Source organism: Pseudomonas sp. ES4, from assembly GCF_050586665.1.
GTDB lineage: Bacteria > Pseudomonadota > Gammaproteobacteria > Pseudomonadales > Pseudomonadaceae > Aquipseudomonas > Aquipseudomonas frederiksbergensis.
Window position 1 is genome coordinate 131,852 of the sequence record NZ_JBOBDO010000012.1, and the last position, 15,754, is coordinate 147,605.

14 protein-coding genes are annotated in these 15,754 nt (G+C 58.4%); 3 read left to right on the forward strand and 11 right to left on the reverse strand.

Going from position 1 to position 15,754, the window contains the following annotated elements:
• Positions 1-74: 74 nt before the first annotated feature.
• The 3 genes from rpoD to rpsU form a co-directional block, all read right to left on the reverse strand.
• Positions 75-1,925, reverse strand: a complete 1,851-nt coding sequence (rpoD, locus tag ACQ4OB_RS15595) for an RNA polymerase sigma factor RpoD (protein WP_074871412.1) — start codon at positions 1,923-1,925, stop codon at positions 75-77.
• A 67-nt stretch (positions 1,926-1,992) separates the two neighbouring features.
• The gene (gene dnaG / locus ACQ4OB_RS15600; RefSeq protein WP_076029528.1) at positions 1,993-3,960 is read right to left on the reverse strand and encodes a DNA primase; all 1,968 of its coding nucleotides are present in this window, start codon (positions 3,958-3,960) and stop codon (positions 1,993-1,995) included.
• Positions 3,961-4,442: 482 nt separating this feature from the next.
• Positions 4,443-4,658 (reverse strand): 30S ribosomal protein S21, encoded by a 216-nt coding sequence (gene rpsU, locus ACQ4OB_RS15605; RefSeq protein ID WP_002551877.1) that lies wholly within the window; start codon positions 4,656-4,658, stop codon positions 4,443-4,445.
• Between the two features lie 199 nt (positions 4,659-4,857).
• Between rpsU and tsaD the strand changes: the two genes are divergently transcribed.
• Positions 4,858-5,883 carry a tRNA (adenosine(37)-N6)-threonylcarbamoyltransferase complex transferase subunit TsaD gene (gene tsaD / locus ACQ4OB_RS15610; protein ID WP_102614869.1) on the forward strand — a complete coding sequence of 342 codons (1,026 nt, stop codon included), beginning with the start codon at positions 4,858-4,860 and terminating at the stop codon, positions 5,881-5,883.
• A 35-nt stretch (positions 5,884-5,918) separates the two neighbouring features.
• On the opposite strand, the gene plsY is transcribed toward tsaD, so the two are convergent.
• Positions 5,919-6,488: a glycerol-3-phosphate 1-O-acyltransferase PlsY gene (plsY, locus tag ACQ4OB_RS15615; protein WP_008147193.1), complete on the reverse strand. Its 570-nt coding sequence runs from the start codon at positions 6,486-6,488 to the stop codon at positions 5,919-5,921.
• Between the two features lie 74 nt (positions 6,489-6,562).
• On the opposite strand from plsY, the gene folB reads away from it, so the two are divergent.
• Positions 6,563-6,919, forward strand: a complete 357-nt coding sequence (gene folB, locus ACQ4OB_RS15620) for a dihydroneopterin aldolase (protein ID WP_008008297.1) — start codon at positions 6,563-6,565, stop codon at positions 6,917-6,919.
• Positions 6,910-7,428, forward strand: coding sequence for a 2-amino-4-hydroxy-6-hydroxymethyldihydropteridine diphosphokinase (gene folK / locus ACQ4OB_RS15625; RefSeq protein ID WP_074871408.1), 519 nt, complete (start codon positions 6,910-6,912; stop codon positions 7,426-7,428). The genes folB and folK overlap by 10 nt, the downstream gene beginning before the upstream one ends.
• An 83-nt stretch (positions 7,429-7,511) precedes the next feature.
• On the opposite strand, the gene ACQ4OB_RS15630 is transcribed toward folK, so the two are convergent.
• The 7 genes from ACQ4OB_RS15630 to apaG all read right to left on the reverse strand — a co-directional run bounded on the left by ACQ4OB_RS15630 (position 7,512) and on the right by apaG (position 15,680).
• Positions 7,512-8,741: a multifunctional CCA addition/repair protein gene (locus ACQ4OB_RS15630; RefSeq protein ID WP_430956004.1), complete on the reverse strand. Its 1,230-nt coding sequence runs from the start codon at positions 8,739-8,741 to the stop codon at positions 7,512-7,514.
• 63 nt (positions 8,742-8,804) lie between these two features.
• Entirely contained in the window at positions 8,805-10,367 is a 1,563-nt protein-coding gene (locus ACQ4OB_RS15635; RefSeq protein ID WP_074871405.1) for a SpoVR family protein, read from the reverse strand.
• A complete protein-coding gene (locus tag ACQ4OB_RS15640) occupies positions 10,364-11,635 on the reverse strand; it encodes a YeaH/YhbH family protein (RefSeq protein WP_074871403.1) in 1,272 nt (423 codons plus the stop codon). The genes ACQ4OB_RS15635 and ACQ4OB_RS15640 overlap by 4 nt, the downstream gene beginning before the upstream one ends.
• A gap of 201 nt (positions 11,636-11,836) precedes the next feature.
• On the reverse strand, positions 11,837-13,759 hold the full coding sequence (locus ACQ4OB_RS15645; RefSeq protein WP_033056218.1) for a PrkA family serine protein kinase: 1,923 nt from the start codon (positions 13,757-13,759) through the stop codon (positions 11,837-11,839).
• A gap of 296 nt (positions 13,760-14,055) precedes the next feature.
• Entirely contained in the window at positions 14,056-14,385 is a 330-nt protein-coding gene (gene glpE, locus ACQ4OB_RS15650) for a thiosulfate sulfurtransferase GlpE (protein WP_074871401.1), read from the reverse strand.
• Between the two features lie 33 nt (positions 14,386-14,418).
• Positions 14,419-15,300 carry a symmetrical bis(5'-nucleosyl)-tetraphosphatase gene (locus ACQ4OB_RS15655; protein ID WP_430956005.1) on the reverse strand — a complete coding sequence of 294 codons (882 nt, stop codon included), beginning with the start codon at positions 15,298-15,300 and terminating at the stop codon, positions 14,419-14,421.
• Entirely contained in the window at positions 15,300-15,680 is a 381-nt protein-coding gene (gene apaG, locus ACQ4OB_RS15660; protein ID WP_074871397.1) for a Co2+/Mg2+ efflux protein ApaG, read from the reverse strand. The genes ACQ4OB_RS15655 and apaG overlap by 1 nt, the downstream gene beginning before the upstream one ends.
• Between the last annotated feature and the right edge of the window lie 74 nt (positions 15,681-15,754).

Here is a 15,754-nt window from a genome sequence, read left to right on the forward strand (position 1 = left end):
TTCGGAGGGGGGGAGGTGCGGGGGATTTAATCTGTATAAAAGCAAAACCCCCGGCCTGGGCCGGGGGTTTTGTATTACTCGTCGAGGAAGGAGCGCAAATGCTCGCTTCTCGTCGGGTGGCGCAGCTTGCGCAGCGCCTTGGCTTCGATCTGGCGAATCCGTTCACGGGTCACGTCGAACTGCTTACCAACCTCCTCGAGGGTGTGGTCGGTATTCATGTCGATACCGAAGCGCATGCGTAGAACCTTGGCTTCACGGGCAGTGAGGCCGGACAGGACTTCGCGAGTCGCTTCTTTAAGGCTCTCAACGGTGGCGACATCGATTGGCGACTGCATGGTCGAGTCTTCGATGAAGTCACCCAGATGGGAGTCTTCGTCATCACCGATCGGGGTTTCCATGGAGATCGGCTCTTTAGCGATCTTCAATACCTTGCGGATCTTGTCCTCAGGCATTTCCATGCGTTCGCCCAGCTCTTCCGGGGTCGGTTCGCGACCCATTTCCTGCAACATCTGGCGGGAAATACGGTTGAGCTTGTTGATCGTCTCGATCATGTGCACCGGAATACGGATGGTGCGGGCCTGGTCGGCGATCGAGCGAGTGATCGCCTGACGGATCCACCAGGTGGCATAAGTCGAGAATTTGTAGCCGCGGCGGTATTCGAATTTATCTACCGCTTTCATCAAGCCGATGTTGCCTTCCTGGATCAGATCGAGGAATTGCAGGCCACGGTTGGTGTACTTCTTGGCGATGGAGATCACCAGACGCAAGTTCGCTTCTACCATCTCTTTCTTCGCGCGGCGGGCCTTGGCCTCACCGATCGACATGCGACGGTTGATGTCCTTGATCTCGGCGATCGTCAAACCGGTTTCGGTTTGCAGCGCGGTTAGCTTCTGCTGGCAACGAATGATGTCCGGTTGCAGGCGACCAATGGCTTCAGCGTATTTGCTTTTGCCTTTGGCCAGCGCATCGGTCCAGCTTTCGTCGACTTCGTTGCCCGGGAACTGGCGCAGGAAGTCGGCACGCGGCATGCGGGCATCACGAACGCAAAGTTGCATGATCGCGCGCTCTTGCTGACGCAGACGATCCAGGGCACTGCGAACACGCTCGACCAGGCCTTCGAATTGCTTCGGAACCAGTTTGATCGGCATGAACAGCTCAGCCAGCAGCACCAGCTCGGCAATTGCCAGCTTGTTGCCACGACCGTGCTTTTTCAGCGCCTTGCGGGTGATTTCCATCTGGTCGGCAACAGCGCCAAAGCGCTGAGCTGCGATGACCGGATCCGGACCGCTTTCGGCTTCTTCTTCGTCGTCGGTGCTGGCTTCAGCTTCGTCGTCGTCGGTGTCGTCGTCCGCTTTCACGGCTTTCGGGTCGACAGGCGGCGGCACTTCTGCAGCAGGCGGCGCAATGCCGTCGTCCGGGTCGATATAACCGCTCAGGACGTCGGACAGGCGGCCACCTTCGGTGGTGACGCGAGTGTATTCGGAGAGAATATGGTCAACCGTGCCAGGGAAGTGCGCAATTGCGCCCATCACTTCGCGGATGCCCTCTTCAATACGCTTGGCGATTTCAATTTCGCCTTCACGTGTGAGGAGCTCTACCGTACCCATTTCACGCATGTACATGCGCACTGGGTCGGTGGTGCGACCAATGTCGGTCTCGACCGCTGCCAACGCTGCTGCTGCCTCTTCGGCCGCGGCTTCGTCGGTATCGGCGTCGGCCAGCATAAGGGAATCCTTATCTGGCGCAACCTCGAATACGTTGATCCCCATGTCATTGATCATGCGGATGATGTCTTCCACCTGTTCCGGATCTGAAATATCCTCCGGCAGGTGGTCGTTGACCTCCGCGTAAGTCAGGTAACCCTGCTCACGACCAAGTGTGATCAACTCTTTGATACGAGACTGCTGTTGCGCTTTTCCGGACATAACACCCTATCCACTGAAGGTCTTGGCGGGCAAAAAACAAGCCGAGGATTATACCTGAGCTATGACCTCACGCGCCAGTTGAGGTCGGGCTTGTTGCGGAAACATTGCGACTTAATAGGTCGCGCAGTTGGTTTTTCTCTTCGGCACTCAGTTCACTTTGACGTGCTTTCCTGAGAAGTTGTTCCAGGTTTCGCTCGCGTTGGCGGGCTGACAAGCTAGTAATGGTGTCGAAAAACTGTTGTTCAAGGTTATCTCCATCAATCAGCCATTCCTTTTCCGCCAGCGCCTTGAGCAAACGTCCTTGCTCCGTACCGTGCCAGCGTGCAATCAACTGAAATGAGTTTAGCTTGGGATTCTTCTGTACGGCTTCGAGCAAGGCCACCAGCAATTGCGTGTTGGTGTGATCCTCGGCAGCAAAGTGCCCGGCATCCTCGACTTTCTCGGCCAATTGCGGGTGATGCAATAGCGTGCGCAAGGCGGCCAGGGTCGGCGGCTCTACAGCGGCCGGCACCCGTGGCGCGCGGGGTTGATCGTGATCACCGCCGCGTTTGCCATTTTTGTCCCACGGTTTTTTGTCCCATTTCTTGCCGCCGGCGCCGGGTTTCTTCGGTGTCCATTCCTGCTGCGGCACATACATCTCTTGTGCCTGCGGCTGATGGTAGTCGCTGTAATCCGGCATGGCGTCGTAATCGATGCCCGGATCGTACGCCGGCGGAGCTTCCTGGGGCGCGCTTTGCACCAGCTGGCTCACGGCTTCACCGCTAAGCCCGGTAATTTCGGTCAGGCGCTGACGCATCAGGATGCGCAGGTTCGCCCCGGGGACTTTGTCGATCAGCGGCGCGGCGAGAGTGGCCATGTGGGCCTTGCCTTCAAGCGAGCGTGGGTCCGATTCCTCGGTCAGCTGTTGAAAAAAATAATCCGCTAATGGCTGGGCGTGCTGGTTGATCCGTGCGCGGAAGGCATCAGTGCCTTCGGAGCGGACCAGCGTATCCGGGTCTTCGCCTTCGGGGAGGAACAAAAAGCGTGCGCGCCGTCCGTCCTGCAGGCTCGGCAGCGTTGCCTCCAGTGCCCGCCAGGCGGCATTTCGGCCCGCCTGATCGCCGTCGAAACAGAACAGCACGTTGGGCACGACGCGAAACAGACGCTTCAAGTGCTCTTCGCTGGTGGCGGTGCCCAGGGTCGCGACAGCATTGCGCAGACCTTGCTGGGCCAGGGCGATAACATCCATGTAGCCTTCGACGACGATGATTTCGTCGAGGTTGCGGTTGTTCTTGCGTGCTTCATAAAGGCCGTAGAGTTCCTGGCCCTTATGGAATACCGGGGTTTCCGGTGAGTTCAGGTATTTCGGCTTGTCGTCGCCCAATACCCGGCCGCCGAAGGCGATGATTCGCCCGCGGCTGTCGCGGATCGGGAACATCACGCGATCGCGGAAGCGGTCATAGCGTTTGCCGGTTTCGGCGTTCTCGATCAGCAGGCCGGCATCGATCATGGCTTTCTGTTGCAGGGTGTCGCTGCTCAGGTGCTTGAACAGATTGTCCCAGCCGGGCGGGGCAAAGCCGAGGCCGAAGTCTCGGGCGATTTCGCCGGTCAGCCCGCGACCCTTCAAGTAATCCACCGCTGCTTTTCGCGATGGATGGCTTTTCAGCGCCTGGCGGTAAAAGTCGGCGGCGGCGGTGAGTAGCGGGTAGAGCGGCGAATCGGTCGGCTGCCGCGGTTTGTGCGGGCGTCCGCTTTCTTCGCGGGGGATTTCCATGCCGGCGGCTTTGGCCAGTTCCTCGACAGCCTGGACGAAATCCAGATTGTCGTGGTCCATCATGAAGCCGAGGGCGTTGCCGCCAGCGCCGCAGCCAAAGCAATAATAAAACTGCTTGTCGGGGCTGACGCTGAAGGAGGGGGTTTTCTCTTTGTGGAACGGGCAGCAGGCGGTGTAGTTCTTGCCAGCCTTTTTTATTTGCAGGCGCGAGCTGACCACGTCGACGATGTCGGTGCGGTTCAGAAGGTCGTCAATGAAGCTCTGGGGAATTAGCCCGGCCATGGCGTTCTCGTCATCTGCGCTGCAATGGATCCGAAACGAAGAGCGGCTGAGCGCGGGTCCTTGTTTGAGGCGCGCAAAATGTGCGGCTCGACCAGTGTCGTCTGCGTAATCGCTGTCGGGAAGTGTATCTGCCGAAAATCCACTGACGTTAGTACCAATCAGTATTCGACTATTTGAAAGTGTTGCGCTGAAATCCGCTGCGGCCTGTCGATGGCCTCGGATAGCTCATAAGCTGGCACGCAAGAAGGTGCCTTGGGCTGATCGTCGTGAGAGGAATCAGTGGGTGTGCTCGTCAGTAGCCTTGGAAGGCTCGTCAGAAAAGACGTGCACCGCTGGCAAAAGAGCCAGGTCTGACGCTGTGAAGCAGATTTGTCTCGGTCGCGTGTGCGGCTTTGACGGTGAAGCATCAAGCGTTTTCCGCAAATGCCATTAGCCCGGCTGAGGGCCGGGCTTGGCAGAAGCTTGCTACGAACGTCTGTGTATTAGTACAGACGAACGGCGCGGCGCTGTTCGCGCTGAACTTTCTTGGCGTGACGCTTAACAGCGGCTGCTGCTTTGCGCTTACGCTCAGAAGTAGGCTTCTCGTAGAATTCGCGGCTACGAACTTCAGCCAGTACACCGGCTTTTTCGCAGGAGCGCTTGAAACGACGCAGAGCTACGTCGAAGGGTTCGTTCTCTTTTACTTTGACGGCTGGCATCCAGAGCTACCTTCATTCATTACCGGGGTCAACATCCTCGTGGCAAAAGAGCACTTGAAGACGTCGGTTTTTAAGGGTTGCGGATGTTAACCCCTCATCGCCCGGAATGCAAAGCCTCTGATCGAAAACCGCTAGTCGGGGCATCACATGGCGACTATTATGCGCGCCTTCGAATTCAGCCTAAACAAGGCGCAAACCCATGCTAGTACTGGGATTAGAAACCTCCTGCGACGAAACCGGTGTCGCATTATATGACAGTGAACGCGGCCTGCTGGCCGACGCGCTGTTCAGCCAGATCGACCTGCACCGCGCCTATGGCGGGGTCGTGCCGGAGTTGGCCTCGCGTGATCACGTCAAACGCATGCTGCCCTTGATTCGTCAGGTGTTGGCTGAGGCTGACTGTGTGCCGACCGAGATCGATGCCATCGCCTATACCGCGGGTCCTGGCCTGGTCGGTGCCTTGCTGGTGGGCGCTTCCTGCGCTCAGGCGCTGGCCTTTGCCTGGGGTATTCCGGCGCTGGGCGTGCACCACATGGAAGGTCACCTGCTGGCGCCGATGCTGGAGTCACAGCCGCCAGAATTCCCGTTCGTCGCTTTGTTGGTGTCTGGCGGTCATACGCAGCTGGTTCAGGTCGACGGGATCGGTCAATACACGCTCCTGGGCGAGACCCTCGACGATGCCGCCGGTGAAGCTTTCGACAAGACCGCGAAGATGATGGGCCTCAATTATCCAGGTGGCCCGGAAATCGCTCGACTGGCGGAGCAAGGGGTTGCAGGACGTTTCACTTTCCCGCGTCCGATGTGCGACCGTCCAGGCCTGGCTTTCAGTTTCAGTGGCTTGAAAACCTTTGCCCTGAACACCTGGCAGCAGAGCGTCAGCGCCGGGGACGACAGCGAGCAAGCCCGTTGCGACATCGCGCTGGCGTTCCAGCAGGCCGTGGTGGAGACTTTGACCATCAAGTGCAAGCGTGCCCTGAAACAGGCCGGCATGAAGCGCTTGGTGATCGCTGGCGGCGTCAGCGCCAACAAGGCGCTGCGTACCTCACTGGAGAAGATGCTAGGCGACATGAAGGGCGATGTTTTTTATGCTCGTCCAGAGTTCTGCACCGACAACGGCGCGATGATTGCCTTTGCCGGCTGCCAGCGTTTGCAGGCCGGTCAGCACGAAAGCCTGGCGATCAGCGTGCAGGCGCGTTGGCCGATGGAGCAATTGTCGGCGCTGTGATGAGGTGCGGGATGAACCGCGCTCATGCCCGGTATTTAAAAATGCCGTTCGCGCCCGGCAAACAGGTCGCGTAGATTGCCCCGATGTCGCCAGACGATCAGTCCCGTGAGTGCGCTCATGGGCAGCAGGGCCGCCGGTTCTTGCCAGGCCAGCAGCGGCAGTGTCAGCGGTGTGGCGATCAAGGCCGCCAGTGAGCTGGTGCGAGTCAGGTAGAACGTCAGCAACCAGGCGCAGACCGCCAGCAGTGCGGCGGGCGGGTAGAGTCCCAGTAGCATGCCGGCAGAGGTGGCGACACCTTTGCCGCCGCGGAAGCGGAAATACAACGGGAACAGGTGGCCGATAACGGCACAGACGCCGATCCAGGCCTGTTCTTGAAGCGAAAGGCCCGCAACGCCGGCGATCAGTACCGGCAGCAGGCCTTTGAAGAGGTCCCCGATCAAGGTCAGAACGGCAAGTTTTTTGCCGGCCAGGCGCAACATGTTGGTGGCGCCGGCATTGCCCGAGCCACTCATTCGCGGATCGGGGTTACCGGTCAGGCGGCTGAGCAAAATGGCGAAGGACAGAGAGCCGAGCAGGTAGGCGAGGGTCGCCAGTAACCAAAACATGCTAACTATTCCGGGCGAGGACGCCCTGATTCTAACGGCGCATTGCGCCCTTGTCGTGCAGCGGAGAAAAGTGCTTGGACAGAGTGTTTATCGAGGGCCTGGAAGTCGACACCGTGATTGGTGCCTACGACTGGGAGCGAGGCATCCGACAGTGCTTGCGTCTTGATCTGAGTTTCGCCTGGGATAATCGCCCGGCCGCGGCCGGTGATGACCTGACGCTGGCACTCGATTACGCCAGTGTGTCGTCGCGTATCCAGGCCTTTGCCGAGCAGGCGCAGTTCCAACTGGTCGAGACCTTCGCCGAGCGTCTGGCTGAAGTCCTGATGAGCGAATTCAATATCACCTGGATGCGCCTCAAGCTGACCAAGCCAGGCGCCATCCCGGCTGCCACAGGCGGTGTGGGCGTGGAGATTGAGCGCGGATGTCGCTGACTCAGGTGTTTCTCGGGCTCGGTAGCAATATCGAGCGCGAATCCCATTTGCAGGCTGGCCTGGAAGCCTTGGCCGGTTTCCTCGTGGATATACGCTGCTCGGCGGTGTTCGAAAGTCAACCGGTGGGGATCAAGAGCGGGCCTTTCTTCAATTTTGTGGTATCGGCTTTTACCGATTTGCCGCTGATGGAGCTGGATCGCCGGCTGAAATTCATCGAGGCGGACAATGGCCGTTATGCGCCGGACCGCAAAGGCTTGCCGCTGGATATCGACGTGTTGCTGTTCGGTGATCTGGTGGGCAACTTCGATGGCTTGATCCTGCCGCGGGCAGAAATTCTGAAAAATGCCTTCGTGTTGTGGCCGTTGTCGCTGATTGCGCCGGATCGCGTGCATCCGGGTGTGGGCAAGAGTTTTGCGACGTTGTGGCGTGAGGCGCAGATTGATCAGGTGTTGGCGCCGGTGGCGTTTGAGTGGCGCGGCGAGCAACTGACCCCTTCAGCATTGTTGTGATGCGGATGACGCCTTCGCGAGCAAGCCCGCTCCCACAGGGCTTGCGCTGACCTTGTGGAAGCGGGCTTGCTCGCGAAGCTTTTTCAGGCAGACGCCGCGTCTTTGTAAGCCTTCAGCGCCTTGAGCCGCTCGCGCTTGATCGCCTCGCCCAGCTCCGGTCCTTTGAATCCCTTGTCCAGCAACGGCTGAACCGCTACAGCCCGCGCAGCATTCGCTGCTCCGCGCAAATAATCAGCCTGTGGATAACTTCGCTGCTCCAGCCCTTTACGTCCTCGGGCGTCCATCTCGCACGCCGCGATAAATTCCTCGAACCGCTGCGGCCGACGGTAAATGTCAAAACTCTGCAGCAACTCCAGCAAAGTCGACGGCTTCAGTTCCAGCGCGCGATGGCCGTGGGTGTGGTATTCGCCCACCAGCAGTGCCAGTTCCTGACAGTCCTTCGGCGCCTTGAAGCGTTCGTTGAACGCTTTGATCAGCTTCAAGCCCTTGTGCTCATGAGCTATGTGTCGGGGCCACTCTGCCTCGGGCGTCAGTCCCTTGCCGAGGTCGTGCAGCAGGCAGGCCCAACGCACGGTAAGTGGTTGTTTGTGCCGCGCGGCCTGTTCCAGCACGCTCAAAGTGTGCACGCCGGTGTCGATTTCGGGGTGATGGGCTTCCGGTTGCGGCACGCCGAACAGGGCATCGACTTCCGGCATTAATACTTTGAGAGCGCCACATTCGCGCAGCACTTCGATGAACACCTGTGGCTGATCTTCCATCAGGGCGCGGGAAATTTCCTTCCAGCTGCGTTCGGCGGTCAAGGCTTCCAGTTCACCTGACTCGCTGAGTTGGCGCATCAGTTCCAGTGTCTCCGGCGCCACGGTGAAACCGAGCCCCGCATAACGAGCTGCGAAGCGGGCAACGCGCAGAACCCTGAGCGGATCTTCGGCAAACGCGGGGGAAACGTGACGAAGCAAGCGCGCCTCGAGGTCGCGCTGGCCGTGGTAAGGATCGGTCAGGTTCTGCTGATCGTCTTCGGCCATGGCGTTGATGGTCAGGTCACGACGGATCAGGTCTTCTTCGAGGGTGACTTCGGGGCTGGCGTGAAAGGTAAAGCCGCCGTAACCGCGTCCGCTTTTGCGTTCGGTGCGGGCGAGGGCGTATTCCTCGCCGCTTTTTGGGTGAAGGAACACCGGGAAGTCCGCGCCTACCGGGCGAAAGCCCTTGGCGAGCATTTCTTCAGTGGTGGCGCCAACCACAACCCAGTCGATGTCGGTGACAGGCTTGCCCAGCAGGCGATCGCGTACCGCACCGCCGACTTTATAAATCCGCATAAAAAACCTCCGTTAGCTCGACAGAATAACCTTTGCGTCGAACTTCCGGAGGCCGAAACGGGATCAAAGATGAATAACGGCCAGGTCCAGTCGCCCGTAATCGCCTTCAGCGTGCTCGCCTCTGGGCGGAACATGATGGGTTTTCATCACCTGGTCGCCTTGGAGGGTTTCAAGATGAATATCGAAGCCCCACAGGCGGTGGAGGTGCTTGAGCACTTCCTCGGTGGACTCGCCCAGCGGTTTACGGTCGTGTTGCTGGTGACGTAAGGTCAGGGAGCGGTCACCGCGCCGGTCGATGCTGTAGATCTGCACGTTGGGTTCACGATTGCCGAGGTTGTACTGCGCCGCCAGGGTTTCACGGATGATGCGGTAGCCACCTTCGTCATGAATGGCCGGGACCAGCAGATCCTCCTTCTGGTCGTCATCGAGAATGCTGAACAACTTCAGGTCGCGGATCACCTGGGGTGACAGGTATTGCAGGATGAAGCTTTCATCCTTGAAGCTACTCATGGCGAACTTGATGCTCGACAGCCAGTCGGTGCCGGCAATTTCAGGGAACCAGCGGTAGTCCTCTTCGGTAGGGTGTTCACACATGCGGCGGATGTCCCGGTACATGGCAAAACCCAAGGTGTAGGGGTTGATGCCGTTGTAGTAGGGGCTGTCGAAGCCGGGTTGATAGACCACGCTGGTGTGGGACGTCAAAAACTCCATCATGAAGCCGTCGGTCACCAGGCCTTCGTCATACAGGTCGTTCATCAGGGTGTAATGCCAGAACGTGGCCCAGCCCTCGTTCATCACCTGGGTCTGACGTTGCGGGTAGAAATACTGGGCGATCTTGCGCACGATCCGCACGATTTCCCGCTGCCATGGTTCCAGCAGTGGTGCGTGTTTTTCGATGAAGTAGAGGATGTTTTCCTGAGGTTCGGCGGGGAAGCGCGCGTTGTCCTTGTCGCTGTACTTGTCCGCACCTTTTGGAATGGTCCGCCACAGATCGTTGATCTGCTTCTGCAAATGCTCTTCCCGATCCTTTTGCCGGCGACGTTCTTCTTCGGCGGAAATCGGATATGGGCGTTTGTAGCGATCGACTCCATAGTTCATCAGGGCATGGCAGGAATCCAGCAAGTCCTCGACCGCGTCGATACCGTGGCGCTCTTCGCACTGCATGATGTATTGCTTGGCGAACACCAGGTAATCAATGATCGAACTGGCGTCAGTCCAGGTGCGGAACAGGTAATTGCCTTTGAAAAAGCTGTTATGCCCGTAGCAGGCATGGGCAACGACCAAAGCCTGCATGCAGATGGTGTTTTCTTCCATCAAGTAGGCGATGCAAGGGTCCGAGTTGATCACGATTTCGTACGCCAGCCCCATCTGGCCGCGACTGTAGGATTTCTCGGTGCTGAGGAAGTGTTTGCCGTAGGACCAATGGTGATAACCCAGCGGCATGCCGACGGAGGCGTAGGCGTCCATCATTTGCTCGGCGGTGATCACTTCGATCTGGTTGGGGTAAGTATCGAGCGCGTAGCGAGCCGCCAGACGACTGATTTCTTTGTCGTAGGCCTGAATCAGCTCGAACGTCCATTCGGAGCCGGTGGAAATGGGTTGGCGCTTCTGCTCTTTGGCGGTCATGTCACTAACCTGCGCTGGAAGAGTTCACGGAAGACCGGATAGATATCCCCGGCCGAGACCAGTTGTTGCTGGGCAAAAGTGTCAGAGAAGGCTTCGGCGATGCGTTCGTACTCGAACCACAGGGCCTGATGTTCGCGCGGGGTAATCTCAACGTAAGTGTAGTACTGCACGAACGGCATGATCTGGTTGATCAGAATGTCGCGGCAGATCGGCGAGTCGTCGTTCCAGTTATCGCCGTCGGAAGCCTGGGCGGCATAGATGTTCCACTCATTGCTCGGATAGCGTTCGGCCATGATCTCCTGCATCAGTTTCAAGGCGCTGGAAACGATGGTGCCGCCGGTTTCGCGAGAATAGAAAAACTCTTCTTCGTCCACTTCCCGGGCACTGGTGTGGTGGCGAATGAACACGACGTCGATCTTGTCGTAGTTACGCTTGAGAAACAGGTACAGCAGGATAAAGAAACGCTTGGCGATGTCCTTGGTCGCTTGGGTCATGGAGCCGGACACGTCCATCAGGCAGAACATTACCGCCTTGGAACTGGGGTTGGGCTGCTTGATGAGCAAGTTGTACTTGAGGTCGAAGGTATCGAGGAACGGTACGCGATGAATGCGCGCACTGAGTTTTTCGATTTCCGCCTCGACTTTCTGAATGTCGCCGAAGTTGTCTGGCTCTTCACGCTTGAGGCGCAGCAGTTCTTCCTTGGCCTCGCGTAATTTTGCCCGGCTGCTGCCAGACAGGGCGATGCGCCGAGCATGGGCCGAGCGCAAGGTGCGGATGATGTTGATCCGCGACGGATTGCCTTCGTTACTGATCCCGGCACGAACGGTCTTGAAGGTGTCGGTGCCGGTCAGGTTGCGCTTGACCAGGTTCGGCAGTTCGAGGTCCTCGAACATGAATTCGAGGAATTCCTCCTGGGTGATCTGGAAGACGAACTCGTCCATCCCTTCGCCCGTGTTGCCGGCCTTGCCCGGCCCTCTGCCACCGCCACCTCCGGGCGGACGGGCAATGTGCTCGCCACTGGTGAACTCCTTGTTGCCCGGGTGCACGACGGTCTGCTTGCCACCGCGACCGTGGTGAAGCACCGGCTCGTCAATGTCGCGACCGGGAATGCTGATTTGTTCGCCGTGTTCCATATCGGTAATGGAGCGCCGGCTGACCGCCTCTTCGACAGCCTTTTTGATGTGATCACGGTAACGCCGCAGAAACCGCTGACGGTTCACCGTGCTCTTGTTCTTGCCATTGAGACGTCGGTCGATCACATAGCTCATGACTGCTCCTTAGAAGCTGTCCTGAAAGGGGCGAGCGGTTATGCAGCATCGACGGTGCCAAGGGATGTGCACGCTCCCCCAAGCGCTTTTGGACGCTGACTGACCTCGCTACCGACTTTCGAACACCTTCCAGAGGTCTGTGTAACAGAAAACGCGTACACAGGCCTCTGGCTGACGACAACCGGTCTGACCGGCAGCGGGTTATTGTGATTTTCTGACCCGCAGGTACCACTCGGACAGCAGTCGTACCTGTTTGTCGGTGTAGCCCCGCTCGACCATCCGTGTGACGAAGTCGTTGTGCTTCTGCTGGTCCTCTTTGCTGGCCTTGGCGTTGAAGCTGATGACTGGCAGGAGGTCCTCGGTGTTGGAGAACATTTTCTTCTCGATGACCACCCGCAGTTTTTCGTAGCTGAGCCAGGTCGGGTTCTTGCCGTTGTTGTTGGCCCGGGCACGCAGTACGAAGTTGACGATTTCGTTGCGGAAATCCTTCGGATTGCTGATGCCGGCCGGTTTTTCGATTTTCTCCAGTTCTTCGTTCAGCGCTACGCGGTTGAGGATCTCGCCGGTTTCCGGGTCGCGGTATTCCTGGTCCTGGATCCAGAAGTCGGCGTACAGCACATAGCGATCGAAGATGTTCTGGCCATACTCGCTGTAAGACTCGAGGTAGGCGGTCTGGATTTCCTTGCCGATGAACTCGATATAACGCGGTGCCAGGTACTCCTTGAGGAAGCGCAGATAGCGTTCGCGGGTTTCCGCCTGGAATTGTTCCTGTTCGATCTGTTGTTCCAGCACGTAAAGCAAGTGCACCGGGTTGGCAGCGATTTCGTGCGGATCGAAGTTGAACACTTTCGACAGGATCTTGAACGCGAAGCGAGTCGACAGGCCGTTCATGCCTTCGTCGACACCCGCGTTGTCGCGGTATTCCTGGATCGACTTGGCCTTCGGATCGGTGTCCTTGAGGTTTTCACCGTCGTACACGCGCATCTTGGAGTAGATGTTGGAGTTTTCCGGCTCTTTGAGTCGCGACAGTACGGTGAACTGGGCAAGCATCTTCAGGGTGTCAGGCGCGCAGTGAGCCTTGGCCAGGGAGCTGTTGAACAAGAGCTTGTCGTAGATCTTCACTTCGTCGCTGACCCGCAGGCAGTACGGCACTTTGACGATGTAGATCCGATCGATGAAGGCTTCGTTGTTCTTGTTGTTGCGGAAGGTATGCCATTCCGATTCGTTGGAGTGGGCCAGCAGGATCCCGGTAAACGGAATGGCCCCCAGACCTTCGGTACTGTTGTAGTTGCCTTCCTGGGTGGCGGTCAGCAGTGGGTGCAGCACCTTGATCGGCGCCTTGAACATTTCGACGAATTCCATCAGGCCCTGGTTGGCCCGGCACAGTGCGCCCGAGTAGCTGTAGGCGTCGGCATCGTTCTGCGGGAATTCTTCGAGTTTGCGGATATCGACCTTGCCCACCAGTGCCGAAATGTCCTGGTTGTTTTCATCTCCCGGCTCGGTCTTGGCCACTGCGATCTGGTTGAGGATCGACGGATACAGCTTCACCACACGGAACTGGCTGATGTCACCGCCGAACTCGGCGAGGCGTTTGGTCGCCCATGGCGACATGATGGTGTTGAGGTAGCGCCGTGGAATGCCGAAGTCTTCCTCGAGGATCGCGCCATCTTCGGTGGCGTTGAACAGACCCAGAGGTGATTCGAATACCGGCGAGCCCTTGATCGCGTAGAAGGGCACTTTTTCGATCAGCTGTTTCAGCTTCTCGGCCAGGGACGATTTACCGCCACCCACAGGACCGAGCAGATAGAGAATCTGCTTCTTCTCTTCCAGGCCCTGAGCGGCATGACGGAAATACGACACGATCTGGTCAATGCATTCTTCCATCCCGTGGAAGTCTTCAAAGGCCGGATAGCGGCGGATTACCTTGTTGGAAAAGATCCGCGACAGCCTCGAGTTGGCCGAAGTGTCGAGAAGCTCCGGCTCACCGATGGCCAGTAACAGACGCTCGGCGGCGGAAGCGTAGGCGCTACGGTCGCTTTTGCACAGTTCAAGATACTCTTGCAGCGAGAGTTCTTCCTGGCGTGTGGACTCGAAGCGTTGTTGGAAGTGGCTAAAGATACTCATGACGTCACCTCGCTCGATACGTGGAGCCGACGCCGGATCATTCAGTCGATGCTGGCAGCGACCGAATATGCAGTCGCTGTTTACCCCCCAGAACTCTTTCGAAGCTGACGACCCCGAAAGCTACTCCCGATGACCCGCGCGCCGGTGTACCGGCTCTCCCCTGTTTTGGATGGCCTGCGCTTAAGGATAGTTGCTTATTCGGCAGGTAAAGGCGAGATACGTAATTAGTTGTGGCAGACCGTTCGTCTGCCACCGCGCTAGCCCCCGGGGGACGGGGCTTGCGCGTTACAAAAAAATTATTCGGAAGTGCCTTGCGCCGTTTCCGAAGGATAAGTCGTACGCCACAGCTCAAAACCGCCATCCATGCTGTAGACGTCGGAGAAGCCCTGACTAATGAGGTACGCGGCGGCGCTCTGACTGGAGTTGCCGTGGTAGCAGACGACCACGGTCGGTGCGTCGAGGTCGGCAGCGCGGATGAAATCCGAGAGGGAGTGGTTATCCAGATGCTTCGAGCCGGCGATGTGCAGCGCGGCAAAAGTTGCTGGGTCGCGGACATCGACCACTACCGCGCCTTGCTCGCGCAGGGCTTGGGCCTGTTCCGGGGGGATACGTTTGAATTCGCTCATGGCGGGCTCCTGTGGCTCGGCTGAAAGCGCAGTCTAGCGCGGGGCGCTTGCTGACGATGGTTCGGGGATAGGTGCGGCGACTGGCGGCAGGACAAGGCCATGCTCATCGCATTTGCAAGACAGGCGTTCACCGGTGTCGACATTCATCAGGGTCAAGGCGCCACCCCAGACACAACCGGTGTCGAGGGCCGAGATGCCCGGCTCATTGCATCGGCCTTCCAGAGCGGCCCAGTGGCCGAAGATGATCTTCAGGCCCTTGGTCTTGCGCTCTTTGTGTTGAAACCAGGGTTTGTAGCCCGGTGGCGCATTATCGAGGCCTTCCTTGCTTTTGAGGTCAAGCTTGCCCTCGGCGGTACAAAACCGCATGCGGGTGAAATAGTTGGTAATCACCCGCAAGCGTGTCACGCCTTTGAGGTCGTTGTCCCATTTCGCCGGATCGTTGCCGTACATGCCGTCGAGGTAGGGCGGCAACAGGTTATCGTCGCGCAATGCAGCCTCGACTTCGGCGGCGTACTTCAGGGCTTTGCGCAGCGACCACTGCGGCGGAATGCCAGCATGTACCAGGGCAACATCGCGTTGTTCGTCGTAATGCATGAGTTTTTGCTGGCGCAGCCACTCCAGCAGTTCCGCGCTATCGGGCGCTCCCAGAATCTCGAGCAGGGTGTCGGACTTCTTCAGGCGTTCGATGTTTTTCCCGGCGGCCAGCAAGTGCAGGTCGTGGTTGCCGAGTACGCACACCAGCGATTCGCGGATGCTATAGAGGAAGCGCAAGGTGTCCAGCGACTGCGGGCCACGATTGACCAGATCGCCGACCAGCCACAGACGATCCCGTGTCGGGTCGAAGGCGACTTGCTTGAGCAGGCATTGCAGTGCTTGAAGGCAGCCCTGCAGGTCGCCGACGGCATACGTTGCCATCAGTGCAGGGCTCCGGGCACCGCCAGGCGGAATGGGGCGATGATGGCGTCGAAGTGTTTACCGTCGTCGGCAACCATTTCATAAGTGCCCTGCATCGTGCCGACCTTGGAGGTCATGACGGTGCCGCTGCTGTAGGTGTGACTTTCGCCCACCGCGATCAACGGTTGCAGGCCAACAACACCGGCCCCGCGTACCTCTTCGACATGCCCGTCACCGTCGGTGATCACCCAGTGCCGCGACAACAGTTTGGCCGGTAGCTCGCCATTGTTGTGCACGGTGATGGTATAGGCGAAGGCAAAGCGGTTTTGCTCGGGTTGCGATTGTTCTGCCAGATAGCGGGTGACGACGCTGACGTCGACCTGATAACGAGGATCGGACATGCAAGAGGCCTTAAAAACGAAGCGGGACGCGGGGCGTAGCTGAATGAACTCAGTCTAGGCCAAGTATCGGGTAG

Bases quoted from the DNA above. Each gene is read 5' to 3' on its own strand.
- rpoD (WP_074871412.1), bottom strand. From the start codon at position 1,925: ATGTCCGGAAAAGCGCAACAGCAGTCTCGTATCAAAGAGTTGATCACA.
- dnaG (WP_076029528.1), bottom strand. From the start codon at position 3,960: ATGGCCGGGCTAATTCCCCAGAGCTTCATTGACGACCTTCTGAACCGC.
- rpsU (WP_002551877.1), bottom strand. From the start codon at position 4,658: ATGCCAGCCGTCAAAGTAAAAGAGAACGAACCCTTCGACGTAGCTCTG.
- tsaD (WP_102614869.1), top strand. From the start codon at position 4,858: ATGCTAGTACTGGGATTAGAAACCTCCTGCGACGAAACCGGTGTCGCA.
- plsY (WP_008147193.1), bottom strand. From the start codon at position 6,488: ATGTTTTGGTTACTGGCGACCCTCGCCTACCTGCTCGGCTCTCTGTCC.
- folK (WP_074871408.1), top strand. From the start codon at position 6,910: ATGTCGCTGACTCAGGTGTTTCTCGGGCTCGGTAGCAATATCGAGCGC.
- ACQ4OB_RS15630 (WP_430956004.1), bottom strand. From the start codon at position 8,741: ATGCGGATTTATAAAGTCGGCGGTGCGGTACGCGATCGCCTGCTGGGC.
- ACQ4OB_RS15635 (WP_074871405.1), bottom strand. From the start codon at position 10,367: ATGACCGCCAAAGAGCAGAAGCGCCAACCCATTTCCACCGGCTCCGAA.
- ACQ4OB_RS15640 (WP_074871403.1), bottom strand. From the start codon at position 11,635: ATGAGCTATGTGATCGACCGACGTCTCAATGGCAAGAACAAGAGCACG.
- ACQ4OB_RS15645 (WP_033056218.1), bottom strand. From the start codon at position 13,759: ATGAGTATCTTTAGCCACTTCCAACAACGCTTCGAGTCCACACGCCAG.
- glpE (WP_074871401.1), bottom strand. From the start codon at position 14,385: ATGAGCGAATTCAAACGTATCCCCCCGGAACAGGCCCAAGCCCTGCGC.
- ACQ4OB_RS15655 (WP_430956005.1), bottom strand. From the start codon at position 15,300: ATGGCAACGTATGCCGTCGGCGACCTGCAGGGCTGCCTTCAAGCACTG.
- apaG (WP_074871397.1), bottom strand. From the start codon at position 15,680: ATGTCCGATCCTCGTTATCAGGTCGACGTCAGCGTCGTCACCCGCTAT.